Annotated in this window: 23 protein-coding genes; 5 read left to right on the top strand and 18 right to left on the bottom strand. The window is 67.4% G+C overall.

All coding sequences use genetic code 11. The features are described from left to right. Positions 1 to 6 precede the first annotated feature (6 nt). Both N825_RS08120 and N825_RS08115 read right to left on the bottom strand, forming a co-directional pair. Positions 7 to 810 carry an SDR family NAD(P)-dependent oxidoreductase gene (locus N825_RS08120; RefSeq protein WP_037449372.1) on the bottom strand — a complete coding sequence of 268 codons (804 nt, stop codon included), beginning with the start codon at positions 808 to 810 and terminating at the stop codon, positions 7 to 9. A 53-nt stretch (positions 811 to 863) separates the two neighbouring features. Continuing rightward, positions 864 to 2,066 (bottom strand): acetyl-CoA C-acyltransferase, encoded by a 1,203-nt coding sequence (locus N825_RS08115; protein ID WP_037449368.1) that lies wholly within the window; start codon positions 2,064 to 2,066, stop codon positions 864 to 866. A gap of 165 nt (positions 2,067 to 2,231) precedes the next feature. Here N825_RS08115 and N825_RS08110 point away from each other — a divergent pair, with 165 nt between their 5' ends. Next, on the top strand, positions 2,232 to 2,822 hold the full coding sequence (locus tag N825_RS08110; protein ID WP_037449365.1) for a TetR/AcrR family transcriptional regulator: 591 nt from the start codon (positions 2,232 to 2,234) through the stop codon (positions 2,820 to 2,822). 66 nt (positions 2,823 to 2,888) lie between these two features. Here N825_RS08110 and N825_RS08105 read toward each other — a convergent pair whose 3' ends face one another. The 4 genes from N825_RS08105 to hflK all read right to left on the bottom strand — a co-directional run bounded on the left by N825_RS08105 (position 2,889) and on the right by hflK (position 7,217). After that, the gene (locus tag N825_RS08105) at positions 2,889 to 4,472 is read right to left on the bottom strand and encodes a DegQ family serine endoprotease (protein ID WP_425423718.1); all 1,584 of its coding nucleotides are present in this window, start codon (positions 4,470 to 4,472) and stop codon (positions 2,889 to 2,891) included. A 232-nt stretch (positions 4,473 to 4,704) separates the two neighbouring features. Then, a complete protein-coding gene (locus tag N825_RS08100) occupies positions 4,705 to 4,893 on the bottom strand; it encodes a DUF2065 domain-containing protein (protein WP_037449362.1) in 189 nt (62 codons plus the stop codon). Positions 4,894 to 4,986: 93 nt separating this feature from the next. Beyond that, a complete protein-coding gene (gene hflC, locus N825_RS08095) occupies positions 4,987 to 6,018 on the bottom strand; it encodes a protease modulator HflC (RefSeq protein WP_037449359.1) in 1,032 nt (343 codons plus the stop codon). Positions 6,019 to 6,029: 11 nt separating this feature from the next. After that, complete coding sequence (gene hflK / locus N825_RS08090; RefSeq protein WP_037449357.1) at positions 6,030 to 7,217, bottom strand: FtsH protease activity modulator HflK; 1,188 nt, start codon at positions 7,215 to 7,217, stop codon at positions 6,030 to 6,032. Between the two features lie 156 nt (positions 7,218 to 7,373). On the opposite strand from hflK, the gene apbC reads away from it, so the two are divergent. After that, a complete protein-coding gene (apbC, locus tag N825_RS08085) occupies positions 7,374 to 8,483 on the top strand; it encodes an iron-sulfur cluster carrier protein ApbC (RefSeq protein ID WP_037449355.1) in 1,110 nt (369 codons plus the stop codon). 42 nt (positions 8,484 to 8,525) lie between these two features. Here apbC and N825_RS37775 read toward each other — a convergent pair whose 3' ends face one another. The 8 genes from N825_RS37775 to thyX form a co-directional block, all read right to left on the bottom strand. Continuing rightward, positions 8,526 to 9,257 carry a TonB family protein gene (locus tag N825_RS37775; RefSeq protein ID WP_198038228.1) on the bottom strand — a complete coding sequence of 244 codons (732 nt, stop codon included), beginning with the start codon at positions 9,255 to 9,257 and terminating at the stop codon, positions 8,526 to 8,528. Positions 9,258 to 9,272: 15 nt separating this feature from the next. Further along, entirely contained in the window at positions 9,273 to 11,066 is a 1,794-nt protein-coding gene (locus tag N825_RS08075; RefSeq protein WP_051511711.1) for a TonB-dependent receptor, read from the bottom strand. Next, positions 11,014 to 11,592, bottom strand: coding sequence for a TonB-dependent receptor plug domain-containing protein (locus tag N825_RS37770; protein ID WP_084164514.1), 579 nt, complete (start codon positions 11,590 to 11,592; stop codon positions 11,014 to 11,016). Before N825_RS37770 ends, N825_RS08075 begins: the two co-directional genes overlap by 53 nt. A gap of 123 nt (positions 11,593 to 11,715) precedes the next feature. Next, the gene (locus tag N825_RS40970) at positions 11,716 to 12,105 is read right to left on the bottom strand and encodes a DUF2946 family protein (RefSeq protein ID WP_084164512.1); all 390 of its coding nucleotides are present in this window, start codon (positions 12,103 to 12,105) and stop codon (positions 11,716 to 11,718) included. 119 nt (positions 12,106 to 12,224) lie between these two features. Next, positions 12,225 to 13,019 carry an ABC transporter ATP-binding protein gene (locus tag N825_RS08070; protein WP_037449354.1) on the bottom strand — a complete coding sequence of 265 codons (795 nt, stop codon included), beginning with the start codon at positions 13,017 to 13,019 and terminating at the stop codon, positions 12,225 to 12,227. Next, on the bottom strand, positions 13,016 to 13,933 hold the full coding sequence (locus N825_RS08065; RefSeq protein ID WP_037449351.1) for an ABC transporter permease: 918 nt from the start codon (positions 13,931 to 13,933) through the stop codon (positions 13,016 to 13,018). The genes N825_RS08070 and N825_RS08065 overlap by 4 nt, the downstream gene beginning before the upstream one ends. Next, positions 13,930 to 14,907: an ABC transporter substrate binding protein gene (locus tag N825_RS08060; protein WP_063833669.1), complete on the bottom strand. Its 978-nt coding sequence runs from the start codon at positions 14,905 to 14,907 to the stop codon at positions 13,930 to 13,932. The genes N825_RS08065 and N825_RS08060 overlap by 4 nt, the downstream gene beginning before the upstream one ends. Positions 14,908 to 14,950: 43 nt before the next feature. After that, the gene (thyX, locus tag N825_RS08055; protein ID WP_037449604.1) at positions 14,951 to 15,895 is read right to left on the bottom strand and encodes an FAD-dependent thymidylate synthase; all 945 of its coding nucleotides are present in this window, start codon (positions 15,893 to 15,895) and stop codon (positions 14,951 to 14,953) included. Positions 15,896 to 16,192: 297 nt separating this feature from the next. Here thyX and N825_RS08050 point away from each other — a divergent pair, with 297 nt between their 5' ends. Next, on the top strand, positions 16,193 to 16,705 hold the full coding sequence (locus N825_RS08050; RefSeq protein ID WP_037449345.1) for an SspB family protein: 513 nt from the start codon (positions 16,193 to 16,195) through the stop codon (positions 16,703 to 16,705). 250 nt (positions 16,706 to 16,955) lie between these two features. After that, entirely contained in the window at positions 16,956 to 18,500 is a 1,545-nt protein-coding gene (locus tag N825_RS08045) for a hypothetical protein (RefSeq protein ID WP_037449343.1), read from the top strand. A 66-nt stretch (positions 18,501 to 18,566) separates the two neighbouring features. Here the strand turns inward: N825_RS08045 and N825_RS08040 are convergent, their stop codons facing one another. The 4 genes from N825_RS08040 to N825_RS08025 form a co-directional block, all read right to left on the bottom strand. Then, on the bottom strand, positions 18,567 to 18,815 hold the full coding sequence (locus tag N825_RS08040) for a hypothetical protein (protein WP_037449341.1): 249 nt from the start codon (positions 18,813 to 18,815) through the stop codon (positions 18,567 to 18,569). A gap of 266 nt (positions 18,816 to 19,081) precedes the next feature. Then, positions 19,082 to 19,918, bottom strand: a complete 837-nt coding sequence (locus N825_RS08035; protein WP_037449338.1) for a beta-1,6-N-acetylglucosaminyltransferase — start codon at positions 19,916 to 19,918, stop codon at positions 19,082 to 19,084. Positions 19,919 to 19,934: 16 nt separating this feature from the next. Continuing rightward, on the bottom strand, positions 19,935 to 21,122 hold the full coding sequence (locus tag N825_RS08030; RefSeq protein WP_051511710.1) for a glycosyltransferase: 1,188 nt from the start codon (positions 21,120 to 21,122) through the stop codon (positions 19,935 to 19,937). Continuing rightward, positions 21,119 to 22,270 carry a glycosyltransferase gene (locus N825_RS08025; RefSeq protein ID WP_084164531.1) on the bottom strand — a complete coding sequence of 384 codons (1,152 nt, stop codon included), beginning with the start codon at positions 22,268 to 22,270 and terminating at the stop codon, positions 21,119 to 21,121. Before N825_RS08025 ends, N825_RS08030 begins: the two co-directional genes overlap by 4 nt. 468 nt (positions 22,271 to 22,738) lie before the next feature. Here N825_RS08025 and N825_RS08020 point away from each other — a divergent pair, with 468 nt between their 5' ends. Then, complete coding sequence (locus N825_RS08020; protein ID WP_037449336.1) at positions 22,739 to 25,015, top strand: GumC family protein; 2,277 nt, start codon at positions 22,739 to 22,741, stop codon at positions 25,013 to 25,015. The last annotated feature ends 42 nt before the right edge of the window (positions 25,016 to 25,057 follow it).

Below are 25,057 nucleotides of genomic sequence, written 5' to 3'. Positions count from 1 at the left end.
GGAACCTCAACCAGCTCCACCGATCCCATAGCGCGCGGCGGGATGGCTGCGCGACAGGTTGGGGCCCATCTTGCGGCGGGCGGTGACGAAGGCTTCCCAGTCGGCGATATCGGGCAGCGCCGGGATGGTGACGACCTCGCCCATGTCCAGGCCCTTTAGGGCGGCGTCCACCATGTCGTCGACACCCATGATCATCTCCGGCGGCAGCGTCGCGGCATCGATGCCGGAGCGCTCCCAGATTTCCGTCCGGGTCATGCCGGGGAGCACCGCCTGCACCCGCACGCCGCTGTCCCGCAACTCCGTGTCCAAGGTCTGGGTGAAGCTGAGCAGATAGGCCTTGGTGGCGCTGTAGACGGCGTTGAACATCTCCGGCGCCAGCGCCAGGACGGAGGCGATGTTGACGATCACGCCCCGCCCACGCGGCAGGAAGCCATCGACCGCCGCACCGGCCAGCCGCGTGGCCGCGACCAGGTTGAGCTGGATCATCGTTTCCAAGCCGTCCATGTCGGCGCCAGCCAGCGGGCCGGTGACCGCCATGCCGGCGTTGTTGACCAGCAGGGTGATCGCGGCATCGTCGCGCAGCCGCCGCTCGACCCGCCTGAGATCGGCCGGGGCCGTCAGATCGGCGTCCAGCACCTCGACCGTGACGCCAGCCTCGGCGCGGAGGCGCTCGGCCAAGGTTTCCAAACGCGTCTTGTCGCGCGCCACCAGGATCAGGTCGTGGCCGCGCCGGGCCAAGCGGTCGGCATAGGTGGCGCCTATGCCGGACGAGGCGCCCGTGACGAGGGCGGTACCGGGTTTATCGGTCATGGGGATGTTCCTTCTTCGGTGGATGATTGATTCAAGGGAGGATGAGAGACGGGTCAGCCGACGCGTTCGACCGCGATGGCGGTCGCCTCGCCGCCGCCGATGCACAGGGCGGCGACGCCCCGGCTCAGACCCCGGCGTTCCAGCGCGTGGAGCAGGGTCACGATCAGCCGGGCGCCCGTGGCGCCGATCGGATGGCCGAGCGCGCAGGCCCCGCCATGGACGTTCAGCTGGTCGCGCGGAATGCCGAGGTCGCGCGCCGCCGCCATGGCGACGACGGCGAAGGCCTCGTTGATCTCGAACAGATCGACATCAGCCGCCGTCCAGCCGGTCTTGTCCAGGAGCTTGCGGATCGCCGGGATCGGCGCGGTCGTGTACCAAGCCGGTTCCTGGGAATGGGTCGCGTGCGCCTTGATCTCCGCCAGGATCGGCAGCCCGTCGGCTCTGGCGATCGACCGCCGGGTCAGGATCAGCGCCGCCGCGCCATCGGCGTTGGCCGAGGCGCTGGCCGCCGTGATCGTGCCGTCGGGCCGGAACGCGGGCTTCAAGGCGGGTATCTTCTCGGGCGAGACCTTGAGCGGGTGCTCGTCGGTATCGACCACACGCTCGCCACCCTTCGCCGCGACCGTGACGGGCGCGATCTCGGCCTTGAAGGCGCCTTCGGCGATGGCCGACCGGGCGCGGGTCAGCGTCTCGACCGCGTAGGCGTCCTGATCGGCCCGGCTGAAGCGGTACTCATGAGCGGCGGCCTCGCCGAAATCACCCATGGAGCGGCCCGCCTCATAGGCGTCCTCCAGCCCATCCAGCATCATGTGGTCCAGGATGCGGTCGTGTCCAACGCGGTAGCGAGCCCGCGCCTTGGCCAGCAGATAAGGCGCGCCGGACATCGACTCCATGCCGCCCGCGACCACGATATCGGCGGAGCCGGCGCGGATCAGGTCATGGGCGAGCATGGTCGCCTTCATGCCGGAGCCGCAGACCTTGTTGACGGTGGTGGCGCCCACTTGGTCCGGAAGCCCCGCTCCCCGGACCGCCTGCCGCGCGGGAGCCTGCCCCTGCCCCGCCGGAAGGACACAGCCCATCAGAGCCTCGTCGATCCGATCGGGCGCCAGCCCGGCGCGCGCCAAGGCCGCGCGGATGACGTGAGCGCCCAGCTGGGGGGCGGAGACGGCGGCGAGGTCGCCTTGGAAGCGTCCAAGCGGCGTTCGCGCGGCGGCGACGATCACGATCGGATCGACCGTGGGACTGGTGTTGGACATGCGATGCTCCTGGGTCAAGCCCGTGCCGGAAACGCCAAAGCTGCCGGTGGCTCATTGAATTACGATCAACATAATATATGTTGATCGTAATTCAATGAGGTTTGTCGAAGGCCGCGCGGCTATCATCGCCGTCGTGGCGGTTCGAACACTGAGGGTTCTGGTTCCATGCGATACGAGAAGGGCCACAAGGAGACGACGCGCAGGCGCATCCTCGACGTCGCGTCAGGGCGGTTCCGGCGGGATGGCGTCGATGCGGTCGGCTTGGCCGGCTTGATGGCGGACGCTGGCCTGACCCATGGCGGCTTCTACGCGCATTTCAAATCCAAGGAGGACTTGATCCGCGAGGCGGTGACCGACGCCCTTGGTCAAACCACCAAGGCCTACGGGGAAAAAATCAACGACAAGGATTGGGATTTCGAAACCATCGTCCGCCACTACCTGTCGCCGCCACACCGGGACAATCCGGAAAAGGGATGCGTGGCGGCGTGCTTGACCGCCGAGATCGCCCGTCACTCGGACGAGACGCGGGCGGCCTTCTCGGGACGGGCCGGAGAGATGATCGACATGCTCGGGTCGAGGCTGGGTCCCGGCGACCCGCTGGCGATCCGGCGGCGCGCGACGGCGATCTTCGCGCTCCTGGTGGGAACGCTGCAACTCGCCCGCGCGGAGGTGGACAGCGGACGGTCGGGCGAGATTCTGGAAAGCGGCATCGCGGCGGCCCTCGAACTGCGTCAGGTGCCCGGCGTCACACCCTGAAAGAAAAACCCGGCGCCTGTGGGGCGCCGGGTTTTTCCCTTCGACAAGATGGACCGAGTGGCGCCGTCAGCTGACGTTCAGCGCCACGAAACGCAGGTCGCCCTGGCGGTCGATCAGCAACAGGACGGTCTTGCGGTTGGCGTCCTTGGCGGCCTTGACCTTGGCGGCGACATCCTGCGGCGTCGACACCTCCTCTTGGGCAACCTCCACGATCACGTCGCCGGGGCGCAGTCCCTTCTCGGCGGCGCCGCTGTTGCCGGCGACCTCGGTGACCAGCACGCCCTTCAGCTGCTCGTTGAGGTCGAACTGCTGGCGAAGCTCCGGCGTGATGCCGGTCAGCTTGAGCCCCAGCGCCTCGACCGTCTCGGGCTCCGTCGGAGTCGCCTCGTCGGGGATCGCGGCGACGGCGCCCGACTCCTCGGCGGCTTCCAGCTCACCGACCTTGACCTGGACCGTCTGCTGCTGGCCGCGCCGCCACAGCTTGACCGGCACGCTCTCGTCCACGGCGGTTTCCGCGACGACGCGCGGCAGCCGGCGCATCTCGTTGACCTCCTTGCCATCGAAGGTCAGGATGACGTCGCCCGCCTGGATGCCGGCCTCGGCGGCGGGGCCGTTTGGCGTGACGCTGGCGACCAACGCGCCGGTGGCCGAGCGCAGGCCCAGGCTCTCGGCGATCTCCGGGGTGACGCCCTGGATGCGCACACCCAGCCAGCCGCGCCGGGTCCGGCCGAAATCCTTCAGCTGCGCCACGACGCTGCGCGCCAGCGTGGACGGAATGGCGAAGCCGATGCCGACCGATCCGCCCGACGGTGAGAAGATCGCCGTGTTGATGCCGATCACCTCGCCCTTCATGTTGAACATCGGGCCGCCCGAGTTGCCGCGGTTGATCGAGGCGTCGGTCTGGAGGAAATCGTCATAGGGACCGGCGTTGATGTCGCGGGCGCGCGCCGAGATGATGCCGGCGGTGACGGTGCCACCCAGGCCGAACGGATTGCCGATCGCCAGCACCCAGTCGCCGACCCGCATGCTGTCGCTATCGCCGAACGGAACGGCGGTCAGCTTCTTGTCGGTCTTGATCCGCAGCAGCGCCAAGTCGGTCTTGGTGTCGCGGCCGACCAGCTCCGCCTTGATGTTGGTGTCGTCCTGCAGGATGACGGTGATCTCGTCGGCGTCCTGGATCACGTGGTTGTTGGTCACCACGAAGCCGCTGGCGTCGATCACGAAGCCGGAGCCGAGCGAGGTCGAGCGGCGCGGCGGCGCGTTCTGCTCACGGCCCTGACGGTCGAAGAAGTCCCGAAAGAACTCCTCGAATGGCGAGCCCGGCGGGAACTGTGGCATCTCCGGACCGGGGCGCGGGCCAGCACCGCGGCGCTCGGGAATATTCTGCGTGGTCGAGATGTTGACCACGGCGGGGAGCAGCTTCTGCGCCAGATCCGCGAAACTCTCCGGAGCATTGGAGCGTCCCTGCGCATGGGCCACATCGGGAGAGGCGAATAGCAGCGCCGCGATCACGGGCAAGCCGGCGATCAGTTTGAAGGCGGGTTCCAGCCACCGGGAACGCGCCGGAACACCGCTCGACGCCTCGCCAACCGGTGCCCGTGGATTCCTTCCGGCGGTCGCCGCGGCATTCCTTTGACCACTGTTCGTCACGGAAGCTCTCTCCTTGCTTCGATTATGCGCCCTCCGCGTCAACGGCGGACGGGCTGAGCCGTGCTGGTCGATCTTAGCCGCTCTTGAGGCCTGAAAGTAAGGTATTGCATGGGCATCCGGCCAAAGATCGACCCGGGTTCCGGATCGTCAACCCAGGGAGCCCGCCATTGGACCCCATTGGACATAGACCGGCCGTTAGCGCTTCAACCCGATACCGGTCGAATCATCCCGATCAGCCGCGCATCAGCCAGACCAATCCAACACCGCAGGTGGCGGCGATCAGGCCCGCGATCCTCAACTGGCCGACCGGGGTCATAAGGGCGACGGCCAGCATGCGGCGCATCAGATCCGGAAAAAGGGCATAGGCCACTCCCTCGAGCACGAGCACGAGTGCCAAAGCCGTCAACAGTTCAGTGGTCACAAGGAAGCCTTGCCGGGAAGTGCGTGAGATAGGACACGGCGGGAAAAGAAAAAGCCGCGACGCCGATTCGGCGTCGCGGCGATAGGTGCCGGCCTAGTTGGCTGGGGCCGGCTGGGTATTCTCGGCGCCCTGGGTCGCCGGAGCCGAAGGAATCGCGGCGGGACCCTGGTTGGAGGCACCGGCGGGACCACCGTTCCCTCCGTTGCCCCCGCCAGCGCCGGAGCCACCAGCGCCGGATCCATTTGCCACGGCGCCGCTCGGCACGCCGCCGAGGTTGCCGAAATACTTGAAGAAGTCACCCGTGGGCGAGAGCACCATCGTGGTGTCCTCGTTCCGCAGGCTGTCGCGATAGGCCTGGAGCGTGCGATAGAACGAGTAGAACTCCGCGTCGCGGCCTGTCGCCTCGGCGATGATCCGGAACGCCTGGTTGTCGCCCTCGCCTCGCAACACCTGGCTGTCGCGCTGCGCCTCGGCGATGATGACCGTGCGTTCGCGTTCCGCCCGCGAGCGGATCTGCTGGGCCTGCTCCTGGCCCTGGGCGCGGAACTCGGCGGCCTCCCGCTCACGCTCGGACCGCATCCGGGCGAAGATCGACTGGCTGGTCTCCTCCGGCAGGTCGGCGCGGCGGATACGGACGTCCACCACCTCGATGCCGAAGCGCTGGGCCTCGCCATTGACCTGGGTACGGATATCGGCCATGACCCGCGGCCGCTCGTCCGACAGGATCGACAGCACGGTGACATTGCCGAGCACGCGGCGGAGCGCCGAGACGACGACGGTGCTCAACCGCTGTTCCAGCACCAGCTCGGACCCGACCGACTGGAAGAATCGCAGCGGATCGGTGATCCGGTAGCGCGCGAAGGCGTCGACGTCCAACCGCTTCTGGTCGGCCAGGATGACCTGCTCGACCGGCGGATCGACGTCCAGCACCCGGCGGTCGTACAGCACGACGTTCTGGATGAACGGGATCTTGGCCTTGAGGCCCGGCTCCTGGATGACCCGGCGCGGTTCGCCGAACTGCAAGACCAGCGCCTGCTGGGTCTCGTTGACGGTGAACAGGCTGGCCGAGGCGAGGATGCCCAGCACCACGACGACGATGCCGATGATGGCGAGTTTCTTGTTCATGTCTCAGCTCCTCACTGCGCCGGCCGATTGGGGGCGGGAGCCGTGGTCGACGCCGGGGCCGAGGTAGGCCGCTGCGTCCGCTGCAACTCGTTGAGGGGCAGGTAGGGCACGACGCCGTTGCCGCCATTCTCGCCATTGCCGTCGATGATCACCTTGTTGGTGCCACGCAGGACCTGTTCCATCGTCTCCAGGTACATGCGGCGGGCGGTGACCTCGCGCGAACCGGAATAGGCGTCGTAGACCGACAGGAAGCGCTGCGCGTCACCTTGGGCCAAGCTGACGGTCTGCTCGCGGTACGCCGACGCTTCCTGGATCAGCCGTTCGGCCTCGCCTCGGGCGCGGGGAATGATGTCGTTGCGGTAGGCCTCGGCCTCGTTGCGCAGGCGCTCGCGGTCGGCGCGGGCGCGCTGGACGTCGTTGAAGGCGTCGACGACGGGAGCGGGAGGATCGACCTTGGCGAGCTGGATCTGGGTGATCTCGATACCAGCCTGGTAATCGTCGAGCATCGCCTGGAGCAGCTGGCGCGTGCTGTTCTCGATCTCCTGGCGGGCCTCGGTCAGGGCCGGCTGGATGTCGGTGCGGCCAATCACCTCACGCATGGCGCTCTCGGCCGCCTTCTTCACCGTGGTCTCCGGGTCGCGGATCTTGAACAGGTACTCGCCCGCGTCCTTGATCACCCACAGGACGGTGAAGTCGATGTCGATGATGTTCTCGTCGCCGGTCAGCATCAGGCTCTCGTCCGTCACATCGCGGTCGGAGCCGGTGCGGCGGCTGTCGCCGACGCCGGAACGGTAGCCGATCTCGATGCGATTGACGCGCGTCACCTTGGGCGTCAGCGCGGTCTCGAACGGGGCGGGAATGTGATAGCGCAGGCCCGGCTGCTCGGTCCGCACCCACTCGCCGAACCGCATGACGACGCCTTGTTCGTCAGCCTCGACGCGGTATATGCCGCTGAACAGCCAGATCAGGACGACGACGGCGCCAGCGATGGCGATGCCCTTGCCGCTCCCGAACCCGCCCGGCATGACCCGGCGGAATCGATCCTGTCCCTTGCGAAGCAGATCCTCGAGATCGGGTGGCTGGGGCCCCCCGCCACCGGACCCACCCGGCCTGCCCCATGGGTTGTTTCCGCCGCCATTGCCGGGCGGAGGACCCCAGGGGCCACCACCACCGCCCCCTCCCTGATTGCTCCAAGGCATGCCTCTCGGTCCCTTTCTCTCGTATTCTCTCGCGATTCGTTCCGACTCCCGGCTCTTTCCAAGCCGCGGGTCCGGTCTTATAACGGCCGGTACGCGCGGCGCCGTCCGGGCTGACAGTTATCCGCCAATATTGGGAAAAGATCGGAGTTTTCAACCATGGCGCAGCTTACCGAGACACAGGTACTAGACGTTCTGCGATCCGTGATCGATCCCGACAGGCAGGCGGACATCGTAAGTCTGAACATGATTTCAGGGCTGGTCGTCAAGGATTCCAACGTCGGTTTCTCGATCGAGGTGGACCCCAGGCGCGGTCCCCAGCTCGAGCCACTACGCCAATCGGCCGAGCGGGCGGTGGCGGCGATACCGGGCGTCACCTCGGTGACGGCGGTCCTCACGGCCCACCGCGAGGCTCCAACCGCCCCGGCGGCTCCGGCGAAGGCGGGTCCCGCCGGTGGGACGGGCGCCAAGGCGCTCGTCCCCGGCGTGCGGGCGATTGTCGCGGTCGCGTCGGGCAAGGGCGGCGTCGGCAAGTCGACCACCTCGGTCAACCTGGCGCTCGGGCTGAAGGCCAACGGTCTGCGGGTTGGTCTGCTGGACGCCGACATCTATGGGCCCAGCATGCCGCGCATGATGGCGATCACCGGCAAGCCCGGCTCGGCCGACGGCAAGACGCTGCAGCCGATGGAGAACTACGGCATCAAGGTGATGTCGATGGGCTTCATGGTCGCCGAGGACACGCCGATGATCTGGCGCGGCCCGATGGTGCAGAGCGCGCTCCAGCAGATGCTGCGCGACGTCGCCTGGGGCGAGCTGGACATCCTGGTGGTCGACATGCCGCCCGGCACCGGCGACGCCCAGCTGACCATGGCGCAGCAGGTCCCGCTGGCGGGTGCCGTGATCGTCTCGACCCCGCAGGACATAGCGCTGCTCGACGCCCGCAAGGGCCTCAACATGTTCCGCCGGGTCGACGTGCCGGTGCTCGGCATCATCGAGAACATGAGCTATTTCTGCTGCCCCAATTGCGGCCACCGCACCGACATCTTCAGCCACGGCGGCGCCAAGCGCGAGGCCGACGCGCTGGGCATGGACTTCCTGGGCGAGATCCCGCTGGACATCGCCATCCGCGAGACCAGCGACCAGGGCCAGCCGATCGTCATGTCCCAGCCCGACAGCGAGCACGCCAAGGTCTACCGCGCCATCGCCGCCAAGGTCTGGGCCAAGGTCGCCGGACCCCAGCGCGGCACGCCGAAGATCGTGATCGAGTGAGGGTGATGGGCGTGCCGCTTCGGCGGGCGCCCGCCAAGCGGGTCAGCGGAACGAGAACGGCACGATGAAGACGAGTTGGCGGGCCGACGAACCGGGGGGAGGCTCCGGAAACGGAGCCGAGGAACGGACGGACTCCAGGGCTAGCGCGTCCAGACCGGCGTCGCCGCTCGACGTGGCGAGGTCGACGGCGAGAAGCGTTCCGTCGACCGCCAAGGCGAAGCGGACCTCCGCGAAGCCCTGAGCGGTGACGCCGGGGGGCTTTCTCGATGCGATGCGCGACCAGATCAGGGCCTCGTACTCGGCGATCCGCCCTTCGCTGATCTCCGCCTGCGCGATCAGGGGATCGCCAGCCCTGGCGGCCGGTCGAAGCGGCCGGGTGGGAACCCGAGGCTTCCGCTTTGGCACCGTGATCGTGTCGGGGTATGGGACCGATCCGTCCGGCTCCCCGCTTTCCAGCGCCGTGGCTTCCGTCGGGATGGTCTCCGGGACAGGCGGTTCGATTGCCGGGGCCTCCGGCGGATCGGGCGGTTCCTCCATGAGCGGCGGCACCGCTTCCGCCGGGTCGTCCGCCTCCGCGGCGCCGCTTGTCACGATCGAGATGGTGATGGTCCGCGTTGGCACGCCGGCGTCGCCCAGGGGCTCCGGCGCGGCCGTGAGCAGCCCAGACGCGAGGACGAGGGCGTGGGCGGTGATCGAGGCCAAGCCGCCGAATACCCAGGGACCAGCGGACGCGTGGCGTTCGCACTGGATTGGACGGTCGGGCGGGATGGTCACGACACCGCGCCGCTATCAGAACTTCACCGTCAGGCCCGCGTTGAACGATCTTCCGGGACCCGGCAAGGGGCCGATCGGCGAAGCGCCGCCCGCCGCCAGGTAATCGGCGTAGCCGACACCACCCAGTGGCTGGTAGTTGCGCTGGTCGAACAGGTTCTCGATACCAAAATCGAGCCGGACGTTCTCCCATTGGTATCCCGTCCGAAGATCGAGCAGGCCGAAGCCGGGCGTGGTCGGCTCCCCGCGTATCGACGAGACGCGGTCCTTCTCGACGCTCAAACGCAACTCGACGGCGCTGAACCATGAACCCAGCGTGTGGTTCAACCCCAGGGCCGCGTTGAGGGGAGCCATGTGGTAGAGCGCGTCGCCGCTGTCCTGGTTTCTGCCGCGAACCCAGCCGACCGAACCCGAAACCCCGAAACGCCCCAGGACCGGGTCGTCGGCCACGATGGCCCGCGCCGACAGGTTGGCGCCATAGAGCACCGCGTCGTGATTGGCGAAACGGAGTTGGGTAAAGCCCCCGGGTAGGTTCGCCAGACGGTCCACGTCGATGTAATCCTCGACATAGCTGTAATAGGGGGTGACCCGGACCTCCCACGCGGAATGGGCGGCGTCGTGCCATGACGCGGTGACACTGCCGGTGTGGGCGGTCTCCGGCTTCAGGTCGGGGTCGCCGACATAGCCGTTGGCGTCGCCGAACCAGCCGATCATGGCGCTCGACATGCCGCCGGTCCCCCAGGCGAAGCGCTCGTACAGGTTGGGTGAGCGGGTCTTGCGCGCGTAGCCCAATTCGTAGGAGTTGGTTTCGCTCGCCTTGAAACGGATTAACGCCGTCGCGTCGACATTCACGTCGGTCCTGTCGCGGTCGCGGCCGTTGAAGGCGCGCGCGGCGTCGGCGTCGGGGTTCGCCATGGCCATCATGCCCATGCCCATGCCCATGCCGTCCTCCCAGGAGTACGGCTGGACCTCACCGACGCCGCTCCACACGACATCGTTGCGGACTCCCAGCACCGTGCTCCACGCGGGCGTCCATTTGGACTCCCACTCGGCGAAATTGGACAAGCGGTCGCGTCGTCCGTCGTTGATGTTGACGAAGGTCAAGGGACCCATCATCGCGTTTCCGGGAACCGCCGGCCACCAGTCATCCAGGGCGTAATGGTGGAGTTCGGTGCCGACACGGACCGTATCCGTTTCCGACAGGGGAATCGTCGCCTTGAGCGAATAGCCGGCATCGGTGGCGTCGGTGTTCATCGGCATGCCGCCATTGGCGCTGCCGCCCTTGTCCTGCAGGAAATTCATCTCGTGCAGGGTTCGACGCCAATAAGCCCGCGCCTCCACCGTGCCCCAGTCGAAACCTCCGGTGTAATGGCCGTTGACGAAGACGCCGCGGTTGTCGGTCAAGTCCATCGGCAGGTTGGGGAAGCCCTGGTACGGCATCACCTGCCCGCCGGCCTCGATGGTCAACAGGTCGCGATCGTCGCGGGCGGCGAAGGTCACCGCGTGATTCTGCGTCGCGTATTCGGTGGAGCGGACGGTCGGACCGTCGCCGCCGGACTTGTAGTTGTTCGCCCGGCTGCCACCCCCATCATAGCGCAGGCTCAGGGCGGAGCTGGCGATGGTGGCCGTACCCGACGCGCCGACGGCGCCGCTGACGCTCCGGTAATAGGTCGACAAGGCGCCGGTGACGAGCGTCGGCGCGCCCTCGGAGGCGAAGGCCGGTGGTGCCGATTCCAGCAGGATGGTCCCACCGATGCCGTCACCGCCGACGCTGACCGGTGTGGCTCCGGCGAACACCTGGGCCTTCGACATTGGCGGCGTCGATGTAGGAGAAAGGCGGGTTCATGTGGTTGGGACACGCGGCGGTGACTGGCACGCCGTTGACCAGTTGCTTGAGCCGATCGCCCAAAAGCCCGTCCAGGGACGGCAGGCTGGATACTCCCCCGCCGGCCGCGAGGCTCATTCCCGGCACATCGCGCAGCAAAGCGGCGGCATCGCTCGATGACAGACGTCTGGCGACGAGTGCCGCGCCAGCCACCGTGGTCGTGGCGAGCGGGGTGGAGGGTGCATCCCCAGTGGAGGCAAGCGCTGCGGGCGCACCGGTGCGATGGCCGCCTTCCGGGGCCGTGACGCCAGAGGGTGCGGCGCCGGAGAGTTCGGGCGGCGGCGCGGTTTCGACCGGCACCGGCGGCAATCGGCGGGCGTCGAGTGCCGCGGCGGGACTGGCGCCGCAAAGCGGCAGCGCGAGCGCGGCGACCGCGCCGGTCAGAATGACGCCGCCGTTCGACGGGGCGCGGAAGCTCTTCGAGGAGAAAAAGGTGGGGTACGAAAAGGGCACGGACGGGTATCCTCGTCACCAGCGGAAGACGAGCGCTGAAAGGCGCGCGGAACAGGGCCCACACCCGCGCGATCGCGCGACGGATCGACCGTCGGGCGTTGGACGCGGGGGATGGCGGGTTCGTTAGGCGGGAACTGGTGGCGCGCGCGCTTGCGGTGAGGAATGGAGCCAGACCGTCGCGATGTCCAAAGCGGACAGTGTGGCCGCGGCACGACGGACAAGCATCGGCGGAAGGACGGTACCCGGTGCGGATGGCGGTCCCAGCAGGCAAGTTGCCAGGGGACAGGCGGGACATTCGTCGTCGTGCGTCGCTCCCGCGGGAGCGGATGGCTCGCCAGCACCGTCGAGAGTGACGGTCTTCGTGCCGGAGGCCGTGCAGATCTCGATGGTGTGGAGTTGGGCGGATACCGGCGCCGCGGCGAAAGCGAAGGCCAGGATCTGGCAGAGGAACGCGACTGCCCCGACGAGAAGGCCGGCACGGCGGGGCAGTCGCGTGAACCTCCCTCCGGCCATCCCAAATTCCCCGCTATCCACCACCCACGCCTTTTGGCTTATATCCTATGGCGGAATCGGGCAAGCGCCATTTCGACACACGGGGGCCGTGGCCGACAGCGTCGGGAACGGGGAGCTCTTCAGCCGATCAACAACCCATCGTCCGCCAGCTCCCGCCCGCGCACGCGGCTGAACATCGCCAGCAGGTCTGGGACGTCCAGGCCGGTGCGCTCGGCGCCGCCGACGTCCAGCACGATCTTGCCCTCGTGCAGCATGATGGTGCGGTCGCCGTGGTCCAGGGCATGGCGCATGGAGTGGGTGACCATCAGCGTCGTCAGCCCATGGCCGGAAACGATCCGGCGCGTCAGGTCGAGCACGAACTCGGCGGTGGAGGGGTCGAGCGCCGCGGTGTGCTCGTCCAGCAGCAGGATGCGCGAGCCCGCCAGGGTCGCCATCAGCAGGCTGACCGCCTGACGCTGGCCACCCGACAGCAGGCCCATCTGGTCCCCGAGCCTGTTCTCGAGCCCCAGTCCAAGCTCGGCGACTCGGTCGCGGAAGCCGGAGCGCTGGGACGGCCCGACGGCGGGGCCGAGCCCGCGCCTGCGGCCGCGCGCCGCCGCGAGCGCCATGTTCTCCTCGATCGACAGGCTGGCGCAGGTGCCCGCCATGGGGTCCTGCAAGACGCGGGCGACCAACCCGGCCCGGCGCGGCGTGCTCCAGCGCGTGACATCGGTGCCGTCGATCGCCACCGTGCCGGCTTCGGCGATGACATCGCCCGCCAGGGCGCCCAGCACCGTCGACTTGCCGGCCCCGTTGGAGCCGATCACCGTGACGAACTGGCCCGCCGGGATGGTCAGGTCGATGCCGCGCAGGGCCTGCTTCTCCAGAGGCGTACCGCGGCCGAAGGTGACGTGGAGGTCGCGCAGCTCGATCATCCCGCGACCCTCCCGCCCTTGGCCGCCGTCCCGCCCTTGGCCCGCAGCGGATTGCCCAGCCGCGGCAGGATCAGCGCTCCCGCGACCAGCAAGGCTGTCACGAGGTTCAGGTCCGACGCCTGGAGCCCGATGAAATCGGTGTTGAGCGCCAGTTGGATCGCGATCCGGTACAGGATCGAGCCGACGACGCAGCCGACCAGCATCCACAGGATCACCCGGCTCCGCACGACGGTCTCGCCGACGATCACCGCCGCAAGGCCGATCACGATGGTGCCGATGCCGCTGGTCACGTCGGCGAAGCCGTTGGTCTGGGCGAACAACGCGCCGGCCAAGGCGACCAGCGCGTTGCTCAGCGCCATGCCGGCGTAGATGTGCAGGTCGGTCGAGACGCCCTGCGCCCGCGCCATCCGCGCGTTGACGCCGGTGGCCCTCATGGCGAGCCCGAACTCGCTGGTCAGGAACCGCGCCAGCAGCGCCACCACCACCAGCACCACGACCAGCACGAAGACCGGGCGCAGCACGGCGTCGGAAAGGCCGAGTCCGTAGAACGGCGTCAGCACGGTGTCCTGGGTGATGATCGCCACGTTGGGCTTGCCCATGACCCGCAGGTTGACCGAGAACAGCGCGATCATGGTCAGGATGCTGGCCAGCAGGTGCAGGATCTTGAAGCGCACGTTGAGCGTGGCGGTGACGATCCCGGCCAAGGCGCCGGCGACCATGGCGAGCCCCGTCGCGGCCCAGGGGTTCCACTCCGCGACGATCAGCGTCGCCGCGACCGCCGCTCCCAGGGGAAAGCTGCCATCGACCGTGAGGTCGGGAAAGTCCAGCACCCGGAACGACAAGAAGACGCCGAGCGCCACCAGCGAGAACACCAGCCCCAGTTCGGCCGCACCCAGCAGCGCGATCACGCTCACCGGCCGACCACCTTGGCGGCCCGCCCGGTCACGGCGTCCGGGATGGTGATGCCCATCGCGGCCGCCGCCTTGGGGTTGACGTACAGGTCGGTCCCCTCCGCCGAGCGCACCGCGATGTCGCCGGGCTTCTCGCCGTTGAGCACGCGGGCGACGATCTGTCCGGTCTGGCGGCCGACCTGGTAATAGTTGAAACCGACCGTCGCGATGGCGCCGCGCTGGACGCTGTCGGTGTCGGCCGAGAAGATCGGCAGCTTGTTCTGCGCGCCGACGATCAGCAAAGCCTCCAGCGCCGAGACGATCGTGTTGTCGGTCGGCGTGTAGACGGCGTCGACCCGGCCGACCAGCCCGCGCGCGGCGCCCTGCACGTCCGACGACTTGGTGGCCGGCGCCTCGACGAGGGTGAAGCCGAGCTCGGGCGCCAGCTTCTTGACCAGCGCCAGCAGCGTGACCGAGTTCGGCTCTCCCGGATTATAGGGGAAGCCCAGCCGCTTGGCGTCCGGCATGATCTCCCGGATCAGCGCCAAGTGGTCGGCCACCGGCGACAGGTCGGACAGACCGGTCACATTGCGGCCCGGCTTCTCCAGGTCGCGGACGAGCTGGGCGCCCAACGGATCGGTCACGGCGGTGAAGACGACGGGAACGTCGCGCGCCGCCGAGACCACGGCCTGCGCCGACGGCGTCGAGATCGGCACGATCACGTCGGGCGCCTGCCCGACGAACTGGCGGGCGATCTGGACCGCCGTGCCCGGATTGCCCTGGGCGCTCTGATAATCGAAACGCAGGGTCTCGCCGGTCTTCCAGCCCTGCGCCACCAACTCGTCGCGGACACCGTCACGGACCGCGTCCAGCGCCGGGTGCTCGACGATCGCGGTCACGGCGACGTGGACGGTCTTCGCTTGAGCGACGGCCTCCGCCGACAGCGCGGCGAGGCACGCCAGAGCCAGGGCGGCTCCGGCGAGGCTGGGCATCTTCATCGTTATTCTCCTCCACGAGCCGCCTTGGGTGCGGCTCAGCGCTTCAAACGTCCGCCGGGCGGCCGAGTTGCTCCATCAATTCGCGCCACTCGCGCTTGCTCAACCCACTGTCCGGCTGGGTCACCGTCTCGCCCGCCAGCATGCGCCGGACGATGGCGAGGCCGGTCGCCGACAGGCTGGCCGCGCCTAAGCGGTATTCCCGGAAGGCCTCGGCGGTCGATGGCACCCAGCGGTTCATGATGTCGATCATGATGTCGGCGTAGACGCGGATCTCGTATTGGGCGTGGCTGTCGGCGCGCAGCCGGAGGAAATGCATCAGATTGTGCAGATCCACCTTCCAGTACCACTGCGTGTAATAGTTCAGCGACAGGTTCATCCGCGCCAGCTCGCGCGCCAGACCGGACCGGGACGGGTCGGCCTGCGCGCCGTCCTCGTCCTGGTTGAGCATCTCGGCATAGCCCCGGTACGCCCGCTCCGAATCCTCGCGCAGCAGGTCGAGTACGCGGGCCGCCTCCGCCCCTTCCAGCACCTCGCCACGTCCCTGGCGGTTGAGGGTGCTCTGCGCCGACAGGTTCTCGGACGCCGGGATGTAGAACTCCTTGTCCAGGATCGAATAGCGCGCGCTGTACTCGTTGACGTTGGCGGTCCGGTGCCGGATCCACTGCCGCGCGATGAAGATCGGCAGCTTCACGTGGAACTTGATCTCGCACATCTCGAACGGGGTCGAGTGCCAGTGGCGCATCAGGTAGCGGATCAGGCCGGCGTCCTCGCTGACCTTGCGGGTGCCGCGGCCATAGGACACACGGGCCGCCTGAACCACCGCCGCGTCGTCGCCCATATAGTCGATCACGCGGACGAAGCCGTGGTCAAGCGCCGGGAAAGCCTCGTACAGGATTTCCTCCAGCGCCGGCACGGTGGCGCGCCGGGTCGGCACGGTCTGGCTGCGCAGATGGGCGATCTCGTCGCTTTGATCCGGGGTGAGCGGCATGGTTTCTCCGGCGTTCGTTTCCGGCGGCACTCTAGCGTCTCGAACCTTCGCAAGCCAATGCCAGTTGCCCGTATCGGCCTCCAGTCCCGCGGGGCGCGGCCCGCACGATCAGATCGCCTCTTTCACATCCCGGTGCCAGCGTCTATAGTCAACCAGTCGGGTAGCTCCCGGCCCAAGTGATTAACGTCGTGTCAAACGCGCGTGGCACCGTCGTTGTCAGGCTGTTCCGACAGCCTTCCACTTTAATTTATGTGCTGTGATCCGCACTGATTTCATGATGTTGAGGCGGCGCCCGGAATGCCTACCGAGTATCTGCGATACGATAAGATGGTCGAGAACGCTCTTCGGGGCGTGGTCCGCGAGGCGTTGCGGCAGGCGGGCGAACGCGGCCTGCCGGGCAATCACCATTTTTATCTGACCTTCCGCACCAACGACGCCGGTGTCCAGATCCCGGACTACCTGCGTGACCAGTATCCATCCGAAATGACGATCGTGCTCCAGTACCAGTTCTATGGGCTGGAGGTCGAGGAGGATAAGTTCGGCGTCACGCTCAGCTTCAACAACTCGCATGAGCGGCTGATCGTCCCCTTCGCGGCGATCACCACATTCGCCGACCCCTCCGTCAATTTCGCCCTCCAGTTCCAGCCGCTGGGCGGCCAGGACGGTCCGGTCGGCGTCGACGAGACCGAGGAGGACGAGGTCGCCGAGGTCGCGGACGAGGACACCGCCAAGACCGGCGGAACCCCCAAGCCGGCCGACGACGCCAAGATGGGCCAAGTCGTGGCATTGGACGCTTTCCGCAAGAAGTAAGATCCTGCGCTTTCCTTCCGTCGGAGAGCCGGTATCCATCAAGGGGCGCCATGACAGTGGCGCCCCTTTCGCGTTTCCGCGTGGAGCGAAGGCGGCCGGCGGCGGTACTACCCCGTGAGAATTCCATGAGGCGACTTTCCATGAGTCGCCATAGAGGGTACCCATACCCCCGACAGTCTCAGCGAAGTCTGTCCAACATCCCAAAACACCTCATAGTTCGATTTGCCGCAATAACATCGCGAAAGCCGCCATGCCGCCCTCGGAGAGCCCGCTGACCCGCCTGCTGCGACTGGATCGCACTCTCGCCCGCGGCCCCTGGGCGCGGATCGCCATCATCGTCCTGGCCCTGCTCCTGACCTTCGCCATGGCTTGGCTGCTGGCCGGCAAGCGCGAGGTGATCGCCGCCGACACCCGCGATTATCTGGCCTTCTCTCCGCTTCGGGTGTTCGGATATCCGGCCTTCCTGGTCATGATGCAGGCGATCGGCGATGTCCGCGTCACCGCCGTCGTGGTCCAGACCGCGATCTTCCTGGCATCCAGCGTCTTCCTGGCGCTGGTCGTGCTGCGGGCGTCCCGCTCGCTCGCGCTGACGCTGGCGCTGGTCGTGCTGCTCTACGCCAACATCGTCACCACGACCTACAATTTCGTGGCGGTCACCGAATCGCTGGTGACATCGTCGGCCATGGTGGCGCTGGGCGCCCTGATCGAGTTCTACCGGACTCGCAAGCTGTCCTGGTTCGCGGTGATCTGCGTGGTCGCTGTCGTCAACATCGTGATCCGGCCGGCCGGACAGGTCTATCTACCGTTCCTGCTGGTCGTCGCCGTCTACGCCTGGCTGGCGATGCGGGTCAATCCGGTCCGCATGCTGCTGGCGATCGTCGCGGCGGCCGTCGTCAGCTATGGTTCGATCAACGCGGTCAATTACACCGTCCACGGCTTCACCGGGACCAACAGCAACCACGGCACCGGCCTGCTGGGCAAGGCGATGCTGCTGGCGCCCAAGCATGCCGCCGATTTCACCGGCACTCCCCTGGAGGACAGCGTCACAGAACTGGCGGCGCTGATGGAACCTGTCGTGTCCCGGCTGGACCGGATGGAGAACGAGCGCGCCCGCGTGCTGGTCTCGCAGACCTACGTCAATTACCTGCGGTTCGGCGTGCTGTTCCCGACCTATCGCGAGCGCTTCCACCACACCGATGGCTGGGACCGCGAACTGTATGTCCGCGACATCGCCAACGCCATCGTGTCCAAGGATTGGCCGGGCTATCTGGAGCTTTCGTTCCGGGAGTTCATGGCGCTGGTGACGCTGGCCCCGATCATGACGTCGGCGGAGGCGGACGCCGCGCGCGCCGATGTCGAGCGCCAAGCGCCTTGGCCCTATGACGGGGACGAGCGCTGGGAATACGAGGCCGGACCCCGCCTGCTCAAGATGGATGTCGCGATCAGCGAGGACCAGCGCGGCACCGCGACCGTCATCGGCTTCCGCGTGGTCTATTTCGGCTTCTACGTCATCGGCATCGGCGGCGCGCTCTTCATGGTCGTGGCCATGGTTCGGCGGCGGCCGGCGTCCTGGGAGATCCAGATGATCGGTTCGTCCGCGATCCTCTATGGCGGCACCATCACGATGACCGCGCTGGGCGATGTCGGCGGGGTACGCTATCTCGTGCCGATCTGGCCCTGTGTCGCCCTGTCGTGGATCTGCGCCGCCGGATGGATCGCGGAACGGTTCCGCGAAGGTGCCACCAACGGCGTCACCGAGAACACCGCGACCACGACCCCGGCGCTGGGTGCCTGACGCGAAAAGGGCGCGGCCTTGAAGCCGCGCCCCTTCGCGTGACGCCCGGAGAACCGGGTGCGCGCATCAGGAATTGATGGAGATCGCACCGATCTGGGTGTTGTCGGCGATGTCGCCGCCCAGCGCGCCGGCCGAGGACGAACCGGACAGGGAGTCACCGCCGGTGGCGGTGGCGCCAGCGGTGTTAAAACCGAGGCCACCGGCCGAAGCGAGACCCGAGGCGCCGCCGCCCAGGGCGGTCGAGGACGAACCCGAGAAACCCGAAGCGTCGCCGCCCGACTTGCCGCTTTGCTCGATGCCGATATTGCTGTTCATGTGAGACTCCCGACCTTGGAAAGGTTTAGTGGTTCGCTTGCCCGGCGGCTTCTCCGCTGGTGCTTTCTCATACAGCAAGCGTCGTGCCACTTTCGGATTACCCCCATGAGGATCGGGGCGGGAACAATCAAATCCGCGGTTCCAGTGGTGTCGCGGATGGCCGTGGCATCCCCGTGCCAGCGCCGCCACCATGCTCCCGATCCGGAGCGGTCCAGTCGCGTGGACACCGTCAAGAAAAGCTGGACTGATGGCCGGGGAGAAGCGCGTCAGGCCGGAACCGGCTGCCTCAGCCGGTCGGCCAGCGTCCTCAGGACCTCGGCATCCACGGTCTCGTCGAACTTGCGGGCGAAGAACGCGCTCGACCGCAGCAGGTCCGGCAGGTCGTCCGAGGTCAGGACGGCGGGATTGCCCGAGTTGGGCACCCATTTGATCATCCGCTTGTTGTCGCGATCGACCGTGCCGGCGAAGGGGCCGGACATCATCATCGCCTGGAACCAGGACTCGTGCGGATGCTTGACGCGGCGGAACCAGCGCAGGATGTCCTGGACGACGGGAGCCGTGACCGCCCACTCGCAGAATTCGCGGGTCAGGATGTGCCAGCCGTCGCCGTACCAATCGTTGCGGAAGGTCCGCGGTTTTGGATAGGGGATCGGCAGGCGGCGCAGCTTGCCGCCGAATTCGACGCAGACCCAGCGGAAGCGCCTGCGGAAATGCGGCTTGGTTTCCGCCAGCTTGTGGACGCGCATGTGGTTGACGCCGGGCTTGGCGGCCAGTTCGGCCAGCATCGCGTCGCGCGGCATCAGGGGGAAATCCTGGGCGGTGATGTTGATCAGATGGGTCCAGCCCGGCTTGGCGATCAGCGCGTTCAGCGCGTTCCACTCGGCTTGGCACAGTCCGAAACCGCCCCAATAGACGGGCACTGGCGTCACGAACAGGATATTGGGACGCCCTTCCGCGACGCGGGCGAACTCGCGCTGGACCTCGGGCGGGGTCTTCGCGTCGATGTGGATCGCGAAATGGTCGTCCGGATGCCAGAGGGCGTCGATCAGCTTGGCGAACTGGGAAGGCTGCTTATAGGCGGTGATGATAAAGGCGAGGGACATAGGCACACTCCACGGCTCAGCCCGGCTGGGGCCGATAAACCCGCCCCTCCGGTGCCGAGGTATCCACCAGGCGTTCGAAACCGTCGGTCATCCGGTCGACGGTGAACAGATCGGCGCGCGCGAGTGCCCGTGCCGCCAAGTCCGCGCGCGCCGCCGGGTCCCGCACCAGCGTGTCGAGCGCCGCGGCCCAGGCACCGTCGTCGTCGAGCGGCAGGAGCAATCCCGCGGCGCCCTGACCCTGACCATTTCCCGGCCCCCCCAGCGTCTCGGTCTGCGCCGGGATGTCGCTGGAGACGATCGCCAAACCGGCGTGCATCGCCTCCAGGACGGCATTGCTCTGCCCCTCGAACAGCGTCGGCATCGCGAAGATGTCGGCGGCGCGCAACAGATCGGGAACATCGGCGCGGGTGACCTCGCCGAGGAAACGGACGCGGTGCGCGATACCCAGATCAGCCGCCAGCCGCTCCAGCTTGGCGCGATCCTCGCCGTCTCCCGCCAGCACCAGATGGCCGGCCGAGACGGACGGCAGCACCCGCAGCAGCAAGGACTGGTTCTTCTGTTCGGCCAGCCGGCCGATGCTCAGGATCACCGGTTCGTCCGCCGGCAAGCCGAAGCGCGCCCGCGCCGCGGCGGGGTCGAGGGAGGACGGGCGCCAGTCGATCCCATTGTGGACGACGCTCAGGCGGTCACGATACGCCTTGGGAAAATCCACGAAGCTGTCGACCACGGCCTGGGAATTGCCGACATTGGCGGTGTAGCAGCCCAGTGTTCCGGCCAGCTTGTCCAGCCGCCGCATCCACGGCGTGTAGGTCCAGAACGGATTGCGTTGCGACGCCACCCGACGGCGCACACCCGCCACCCGCGCCACCGTCTGGCCGAAGCTGTTGGCGAGCGGCAGGAAGCTGATCACGGCGTCGGGGCGATGCGCCTTCAGCAGGCCATACAGCCTGCCGACGATCCGCAGATAGCCCAGGGCGCCGGGAGATTTCTCCGGCAAGACCACCCGGATACGCTCCTCGTTCCGGTAGAGCGCCGATTTCTCATACAGAAACCACGTTTCCACATCGTGTCCACGTGCCCGCAGGCTTCGCGCCAGCCGTAGCAGCGCCTCCTGGGCGCCGCCCTGATCCATGTGTGTGATCAGCAGGACCAGCCGCGAGCGGGACGCCACTTCCGATACCGCCAGGGGAGCCGCGGCCATCATCGGCGCCGCTCCGGGAGCCCCTGCCCGCCCGGCCGGCCCAGCGCCAGTTCCAGGTAGGTGTCGACCGCGCGTTCGAGGGTGAACTGCTCCACCTTGCTGGCCATGGCGTTGGCCGGAACGGGGTTGTCCAGCGTGTGGCCGATGGCGTCGGCCATGGCTTGGTCGTCGTCCAGCGGGACCAGGGCGCCCAGCCTGCCGTCGTCCAGGATCTCGCGGGTGCCCCCCGGGCAATCGGTCGCCACCACCGGCGTGCCGCAGGCCATCGCCTCGACCAGCACCGACGGCAGTCCCTCCCAGCGGGACGATTGGACGAACACGGCGGCCCGCGACATCAAGGCGTAGGGATTGTCGAAGAAACCGGGCATCGCGACATGGTCCGCGACTCCGAGGGTTCGCGCCAGCAGCTCCAGGTCGGGCCGCAACTCCCCTTCGCCCAGGATCATCAGGCGGGCGTCGCGCCGGGTCCGCAACAGCGCGAAGGCGCGGATCAGGGCCGCGAAGTCCTTGACGTCGACCATCCGTCCGGCGGCCAGGATGACCGGCGGCTCGCCCGGCCGGAACCAGGGATGGTCGCACGGCTCCACCGCCTTGGCGTGGAGATCGGGCGTCACGATGCCATTGTGGACGACGTTGATCCGATCCACCGCCATGCCGGAGAACTGGGCGAGGTCGTCCGCCACTCCGGCCGACACGGCGACGATCCTGGTGGCCCTCGGGTACAGCCAAGGGACCATCCGATAGGCCAGCCTGACCGTGGTGGATGAGTTGGCCGAGAAATTCCGCGTGATCTGGCTATGCTCGGTGACGATCGTGCGGGTGCGCGTCCGCGCCAGCGTGGCGGCCAGCAAGGCGCCGACATTGACATGGACCAGCGCCGACAGCAGGGCGGCGGGACGTTCGCGCCGCAGGTACCGCGCCAAGGCCGCGACGCTGTTGAGCGTCCGCTTGGTGTTGAGCACCACGGGACGCACGCCGGGTGGAATGGCGTCGATGAAGGCGCCCTCCCGCCGGATCAGCACGAGGTCGACGGGGTGCGAACGTTCCGCGATACCGGCCGCCAAGCGCAGCATCACCCTTTCAGCGCCACCGCCATGAAGGTCCTGGAGGAACAAGGAGATCTTTGGCGCCATCGGCGCTGATGCGGTCATGATTCCAGAGGTCATCGGACAAGTTGAAACAGCGGCTGAAGAATGGGGAGGGTCGACGCGAAGTCCCGACGAAAGGCGTGATGGTGCCCATTGTTCAGCGAAGCGCCACGGCAATTTAGCCCTACCCGGAGTGGGCACCCATTGATGGCAAGCCTTCGGCGACCTTTTGCCATGCAACGGCCATATATAGAAACTACAATATTCGGGTGTCGGAGCGTCAAAGTTAAGCCGAAATTATGCCGCACCGCAAAACACCCTGGACTCACGAAAGCGACGTCAAATATAATGCATGCAAGGTTGTTGCGCATTGGTGATAATCCATTACCTCATATGGCCATGGACCACCACCTTTTAGTAAAGTCCTTCTTGCGCAGTGGAAGACACCCGGCATTTCAATGAACATCGCCTCCTAGGGGCATGTTCTCTTCGCTGTGCGACACGCGCGTGTAAAACTACCGGATATCACCGATGAACAAGCTTTTGACGCCGGACCGCCAAGAGATCGAGCGGCATGATTGGACCACACACGAGGAGGGATCCTCCCGGAGCGCTCCGACGCTTGGGCTGGGCGACCTGCTCATGGTCCTGTCCCGCCGTAAGTATCTGTTGCTTGGCACGATCGGGATCGTGACCCTGCTCGGCATCATCAACGTCTACATGATGACGCCGCTCTTCACCGCCAACACCTCCGTGATGGTGGACCCGCGCGAACAGCGTGTCATCAACATCGAATCCCTGGTCGCGGGCGTCCCCGCCGACCAGTCGACGATGGAAAGCGAGATCGAGGTCCTGAAGTCCGACGAGCTCGCGACGCGCGTGATCAAACAGCTTGGCATCGACCGCTTGGCCGAGTTCAATCCCCAGGTCGCGGCCGAACAGAACCCCGACGCCTTCAAGATGCCGAGCCTCCGGGACCTGCCGCCGGTCCAATGGCTCAAGAGCCTGATCGTCACCGAGGAGCCGGTGGTGCCCGATCCGGCCGCCGAGGAGGCCCGCCTCCAAACGACGATCCTGACCACCTTCCTCAGCCGGTTGAGTGTCGTGTCGGTCGGCCGGTCGCGCGTGCTGACGATCAACTTCACCTCGCAGGACCCCGCCTTGGCGGCCACCGTGGCCAACACCATCGCGAACCTCTACATCACCCAGCAGCTCGAGCAGAAGTTCGACGCGCGCCAGAAGGCCAACACTTGGCTGGGCGAGCGCCTGACCCGGCTGCGCGAGGAGGTCGAGACGGCCGAGCGCGCGGTCGAGACCGCCCGCGCCGCGACGGGTGTCGTCCAGGGCCGTGACGCCGGCTTGGTCAACGAGCAGCTGACCCAGCTCAACACCCAGCTGGTGATGGCGCGGGCCGAGAACAACACGGTCCAGGCCCAGCTGCGCAGCGTCGAGAACGCGGTCCAGGCGCGGGGCGCCCGGGCGGTGTTCGACGTGGTCGACAGCACCCTGGTCAATGGCCTGCGCGCCCAGGAGGCGACGTTGCGCCAGCGCGAGGCCGAGCTGCTGAACAATCTCGGGCCACGCCATCCGCAGGTCGTCGACCTGAAGTCCCAGATCAGCTCGATCGCGGGCGAGATCAACAACGAGGCCAACAACAGGCTTCGGGCTCTCCGCAACCAAGCGGCCGTGACGCAGCAGCGGGTCACCTCGCTGGAGCAGTCGATGGGTCGGCTGGAGACTGAGGCCACCCGCCTCAACCAGTCCGATGTCGAGATCCGCGCCCTGCAGCGCGAGGCCGAGGCCAACCGGGCGCTGTTCGAGAACTTCCTGGCCCGCTCGAAGGAGACCCAGTCGGTCGACCTGGAGCAGCCCAACGCCTGGATCGTCTCGACCGCCAACGCCCCGCTCGCCCCGTCCTACCCGCAGAAGACGCTGCTGATCGCGGTGGCCCTCGTCATGGCGATCGGCCTTGGCCTGGTCCTGGTCTTCCTGGCCGAGCAGCTCGAGCGCGGCATGCAGACCCAGGAGGACATCGAGCGGATGCTGCGCCTGCCGTCGCTCGGCATGGTCCCGCTGGTGCGCTCGGGCCGGCTGAGCCGCAACAAGTCGCCGCAGGACTACGCGCTCGACAAGCCGGCGTCGGCCTACTCGCAGGCGGTCAAGAGCCTGTTCACCTCGCTGATCATCGCCCACCAGCGCAAGGGCAGCGGCAACATCATCATGCTGACCTCGGCGGTGCCGGGCGAGGGCAAGTCGTCGCTGGCCGCCACGCTGGCCCGCGTCATCGCCATCGCCGGCCGCCGCGTGCTGATCATCGACTGCGACCTGCGCCGTCCCAACATCCACAAGGTGCTGAACCTGCCGAACCAGCGCGGCTTGGCCGATTTCCTCAACGGCGACGTGACGCTGCCGGACGTGATGCGGACCGACGCCCGGACCGGAGCCGACGTGATCACCGCCGGATCGCCGACCGACTACCCGGAGGAGACCATCCGGAACCCGCTGTTCGACCAGATGCTGTTCAACCTGCGTCCGCAGTACGACATGATCCTGCTCGACGCCCCGCCCGTGCTGCCGGTGTCGGACACCCGGATCCTGGCGGAGAAGGCGAGCCAGACCGTGGTCGTGGTCAAGTGGCGCAAGACCCCGCGCAAGCTGGTCCAGCTGGCCATCCGCCAGCTTCTCGACGCCGGCGCCAACATCGCGGGTGTCACGCTGAACCAGGTCGACACCAACAAGGCGGCCCGGTACGGCTCGGGCGAGGCCGAGTACTACATGGGCCGGCGCGGCAGCTACTTCAAAAACTGAGCGGCCCGCCGCCGATCGAATTCCGGTACCCGAACAGCTCCA

It is taken from the genome of Skermanella stibiiresistens SB22, from assembly GCF_000576635.1.
GTDB classification, from domain to species: Bacteria; Pseudomonadota; Alphaproteobacteria; order Azospirillales; family Azospirillaceae; genus Skermanella; species Skermanella stibiiresistens.
Note: the sequence above shows the minus strand (reverse complement) of the source record. Positions and strands in the feature narration are given on the sequence as shown.

Bases quoted from the DNA above. Each gene is read 5' to 3' on its own strand.
- N825_RS08120 (WP_037449372.1), bottom strand. From the start codon at position 810: ATGACCGATAAACCCGGTACCGCCCTCGTCACGGGCGCCTCGTCCGGC.
- N825_RS08115 (WP_037449368.1), bottom strand. From the start codon at position 2,066: ATGTCCAACACCAGTCCCACGGTCGATCCGATCGTGATCGTCGCCGCC.
- N825_RS08110 (WP_037449365.1), top strand. From the start codon at position 2,232: ATGCGATACGAGAAGGGCCACAAGGAGACGACGCGCAGGCGCATCCTC.
- hflC (WP_037449359.1), bottom strand. From the start codon at position 6,018: ATGAACAAGAAACTCGCCATCATCGGCATCGTCGTCGTGGTGCTGGGC.
- hflK (WP_037449357.1), bottom strand. From the start codon at position 7,217: ATGCCTTGGAGCAATCAGGGAGGGGGCGGTGGTGGTGGCCCCTGGGGT.
- apbC (WP_037449355.1), top strand. From the start codon at position 7,374: ATGGCGCAGCTTACCGAGACACAGGTACTAGACGTTCTGCGATCCGTG.
- N825_RS08075 (WP_051511711.1), bottom strand. From the start codon at position 11,066: ATGTCGAAGGCCCAGGTGTTCGCCGGAGCCACACCGGTCAGCGTCGGC.
- N825_RS40970 (WP_084164512.1), bottom strand. From the start codon at position 12,105: ATGGCCGGAGGGAGGTTCACGCGACTGCCCCGCCGTGCCGGCCTTCTC.
- N825_RS08070 (WP_037449354.1), bottom strand. From the start codon at position 13,019: ATGATCGAGCTGCGCGACCTCCACGTCACCTTCGGCCGCGGTACGCCT.
- N825_RS08060 (WP_063833669.1), bottom strand. From the start codon at position 14,907: ATGAAGATGCCCAGCCTCGCCGGAGCCGCCCTGGCTCTGGCGTGCCTC.
- thyX (WP_037449604.1), bottom strand. From the start codon at position 15,895: ATGCCGCTCACCCCGGATCAAAGCGACGAGATCGCCCATCTGCGCAGC.
- N825_RS08050 (WP_037449345.1), top strand. From the start codon at position 16,193: ATGCCTACCGAGTATCTGCGATACGATAAGATGGTCGAGAACGCTCTT.
- N825_RS08045 (WP_037449343.1), top strand. From the start codon at position 16,956: ATGCCGCCCTCGGAGAGCCCGCTGACCCGCCTGCTGCGACTGGATCGC.
- N825_RS08040 (WP_037449341.1), bottom strand. From the start codon at position 18,815: ATGAACAGCAATATCGGCATCGAGCAAAGCGGCAAGTCGGGCGGCGAC.
- N825_RS08035 (WP_037449338.1), bottom strand. From the start codon at position 19,918: ATGTCCCTCGCCTTTATCATCACCGCCTATAAGCAGCCTTCCCAGTTC.
- N825_RS08030 (WP_051511710.1), bottom strand. From the start codon at position 21,122: ATGATGGCCGCGGCTCCCCTGGCGGTATCGGAAGTGGCGTCCCGCTCG.
- N825_RS08025 (WP_084164531.1), bottom strand. From the start codon at position 22,270: ATGACCGCATCAGCGCCGATGGCGCCAAAGATCTCCTTGTTCCTCCAG.
- N825_RS08020 (WP_037449336.1), top strand. From the start codon at position 22,739: ATGAACAAGCTTTTGACGCCGGACCGCCAAGAGATCGAGCGGCATGAT.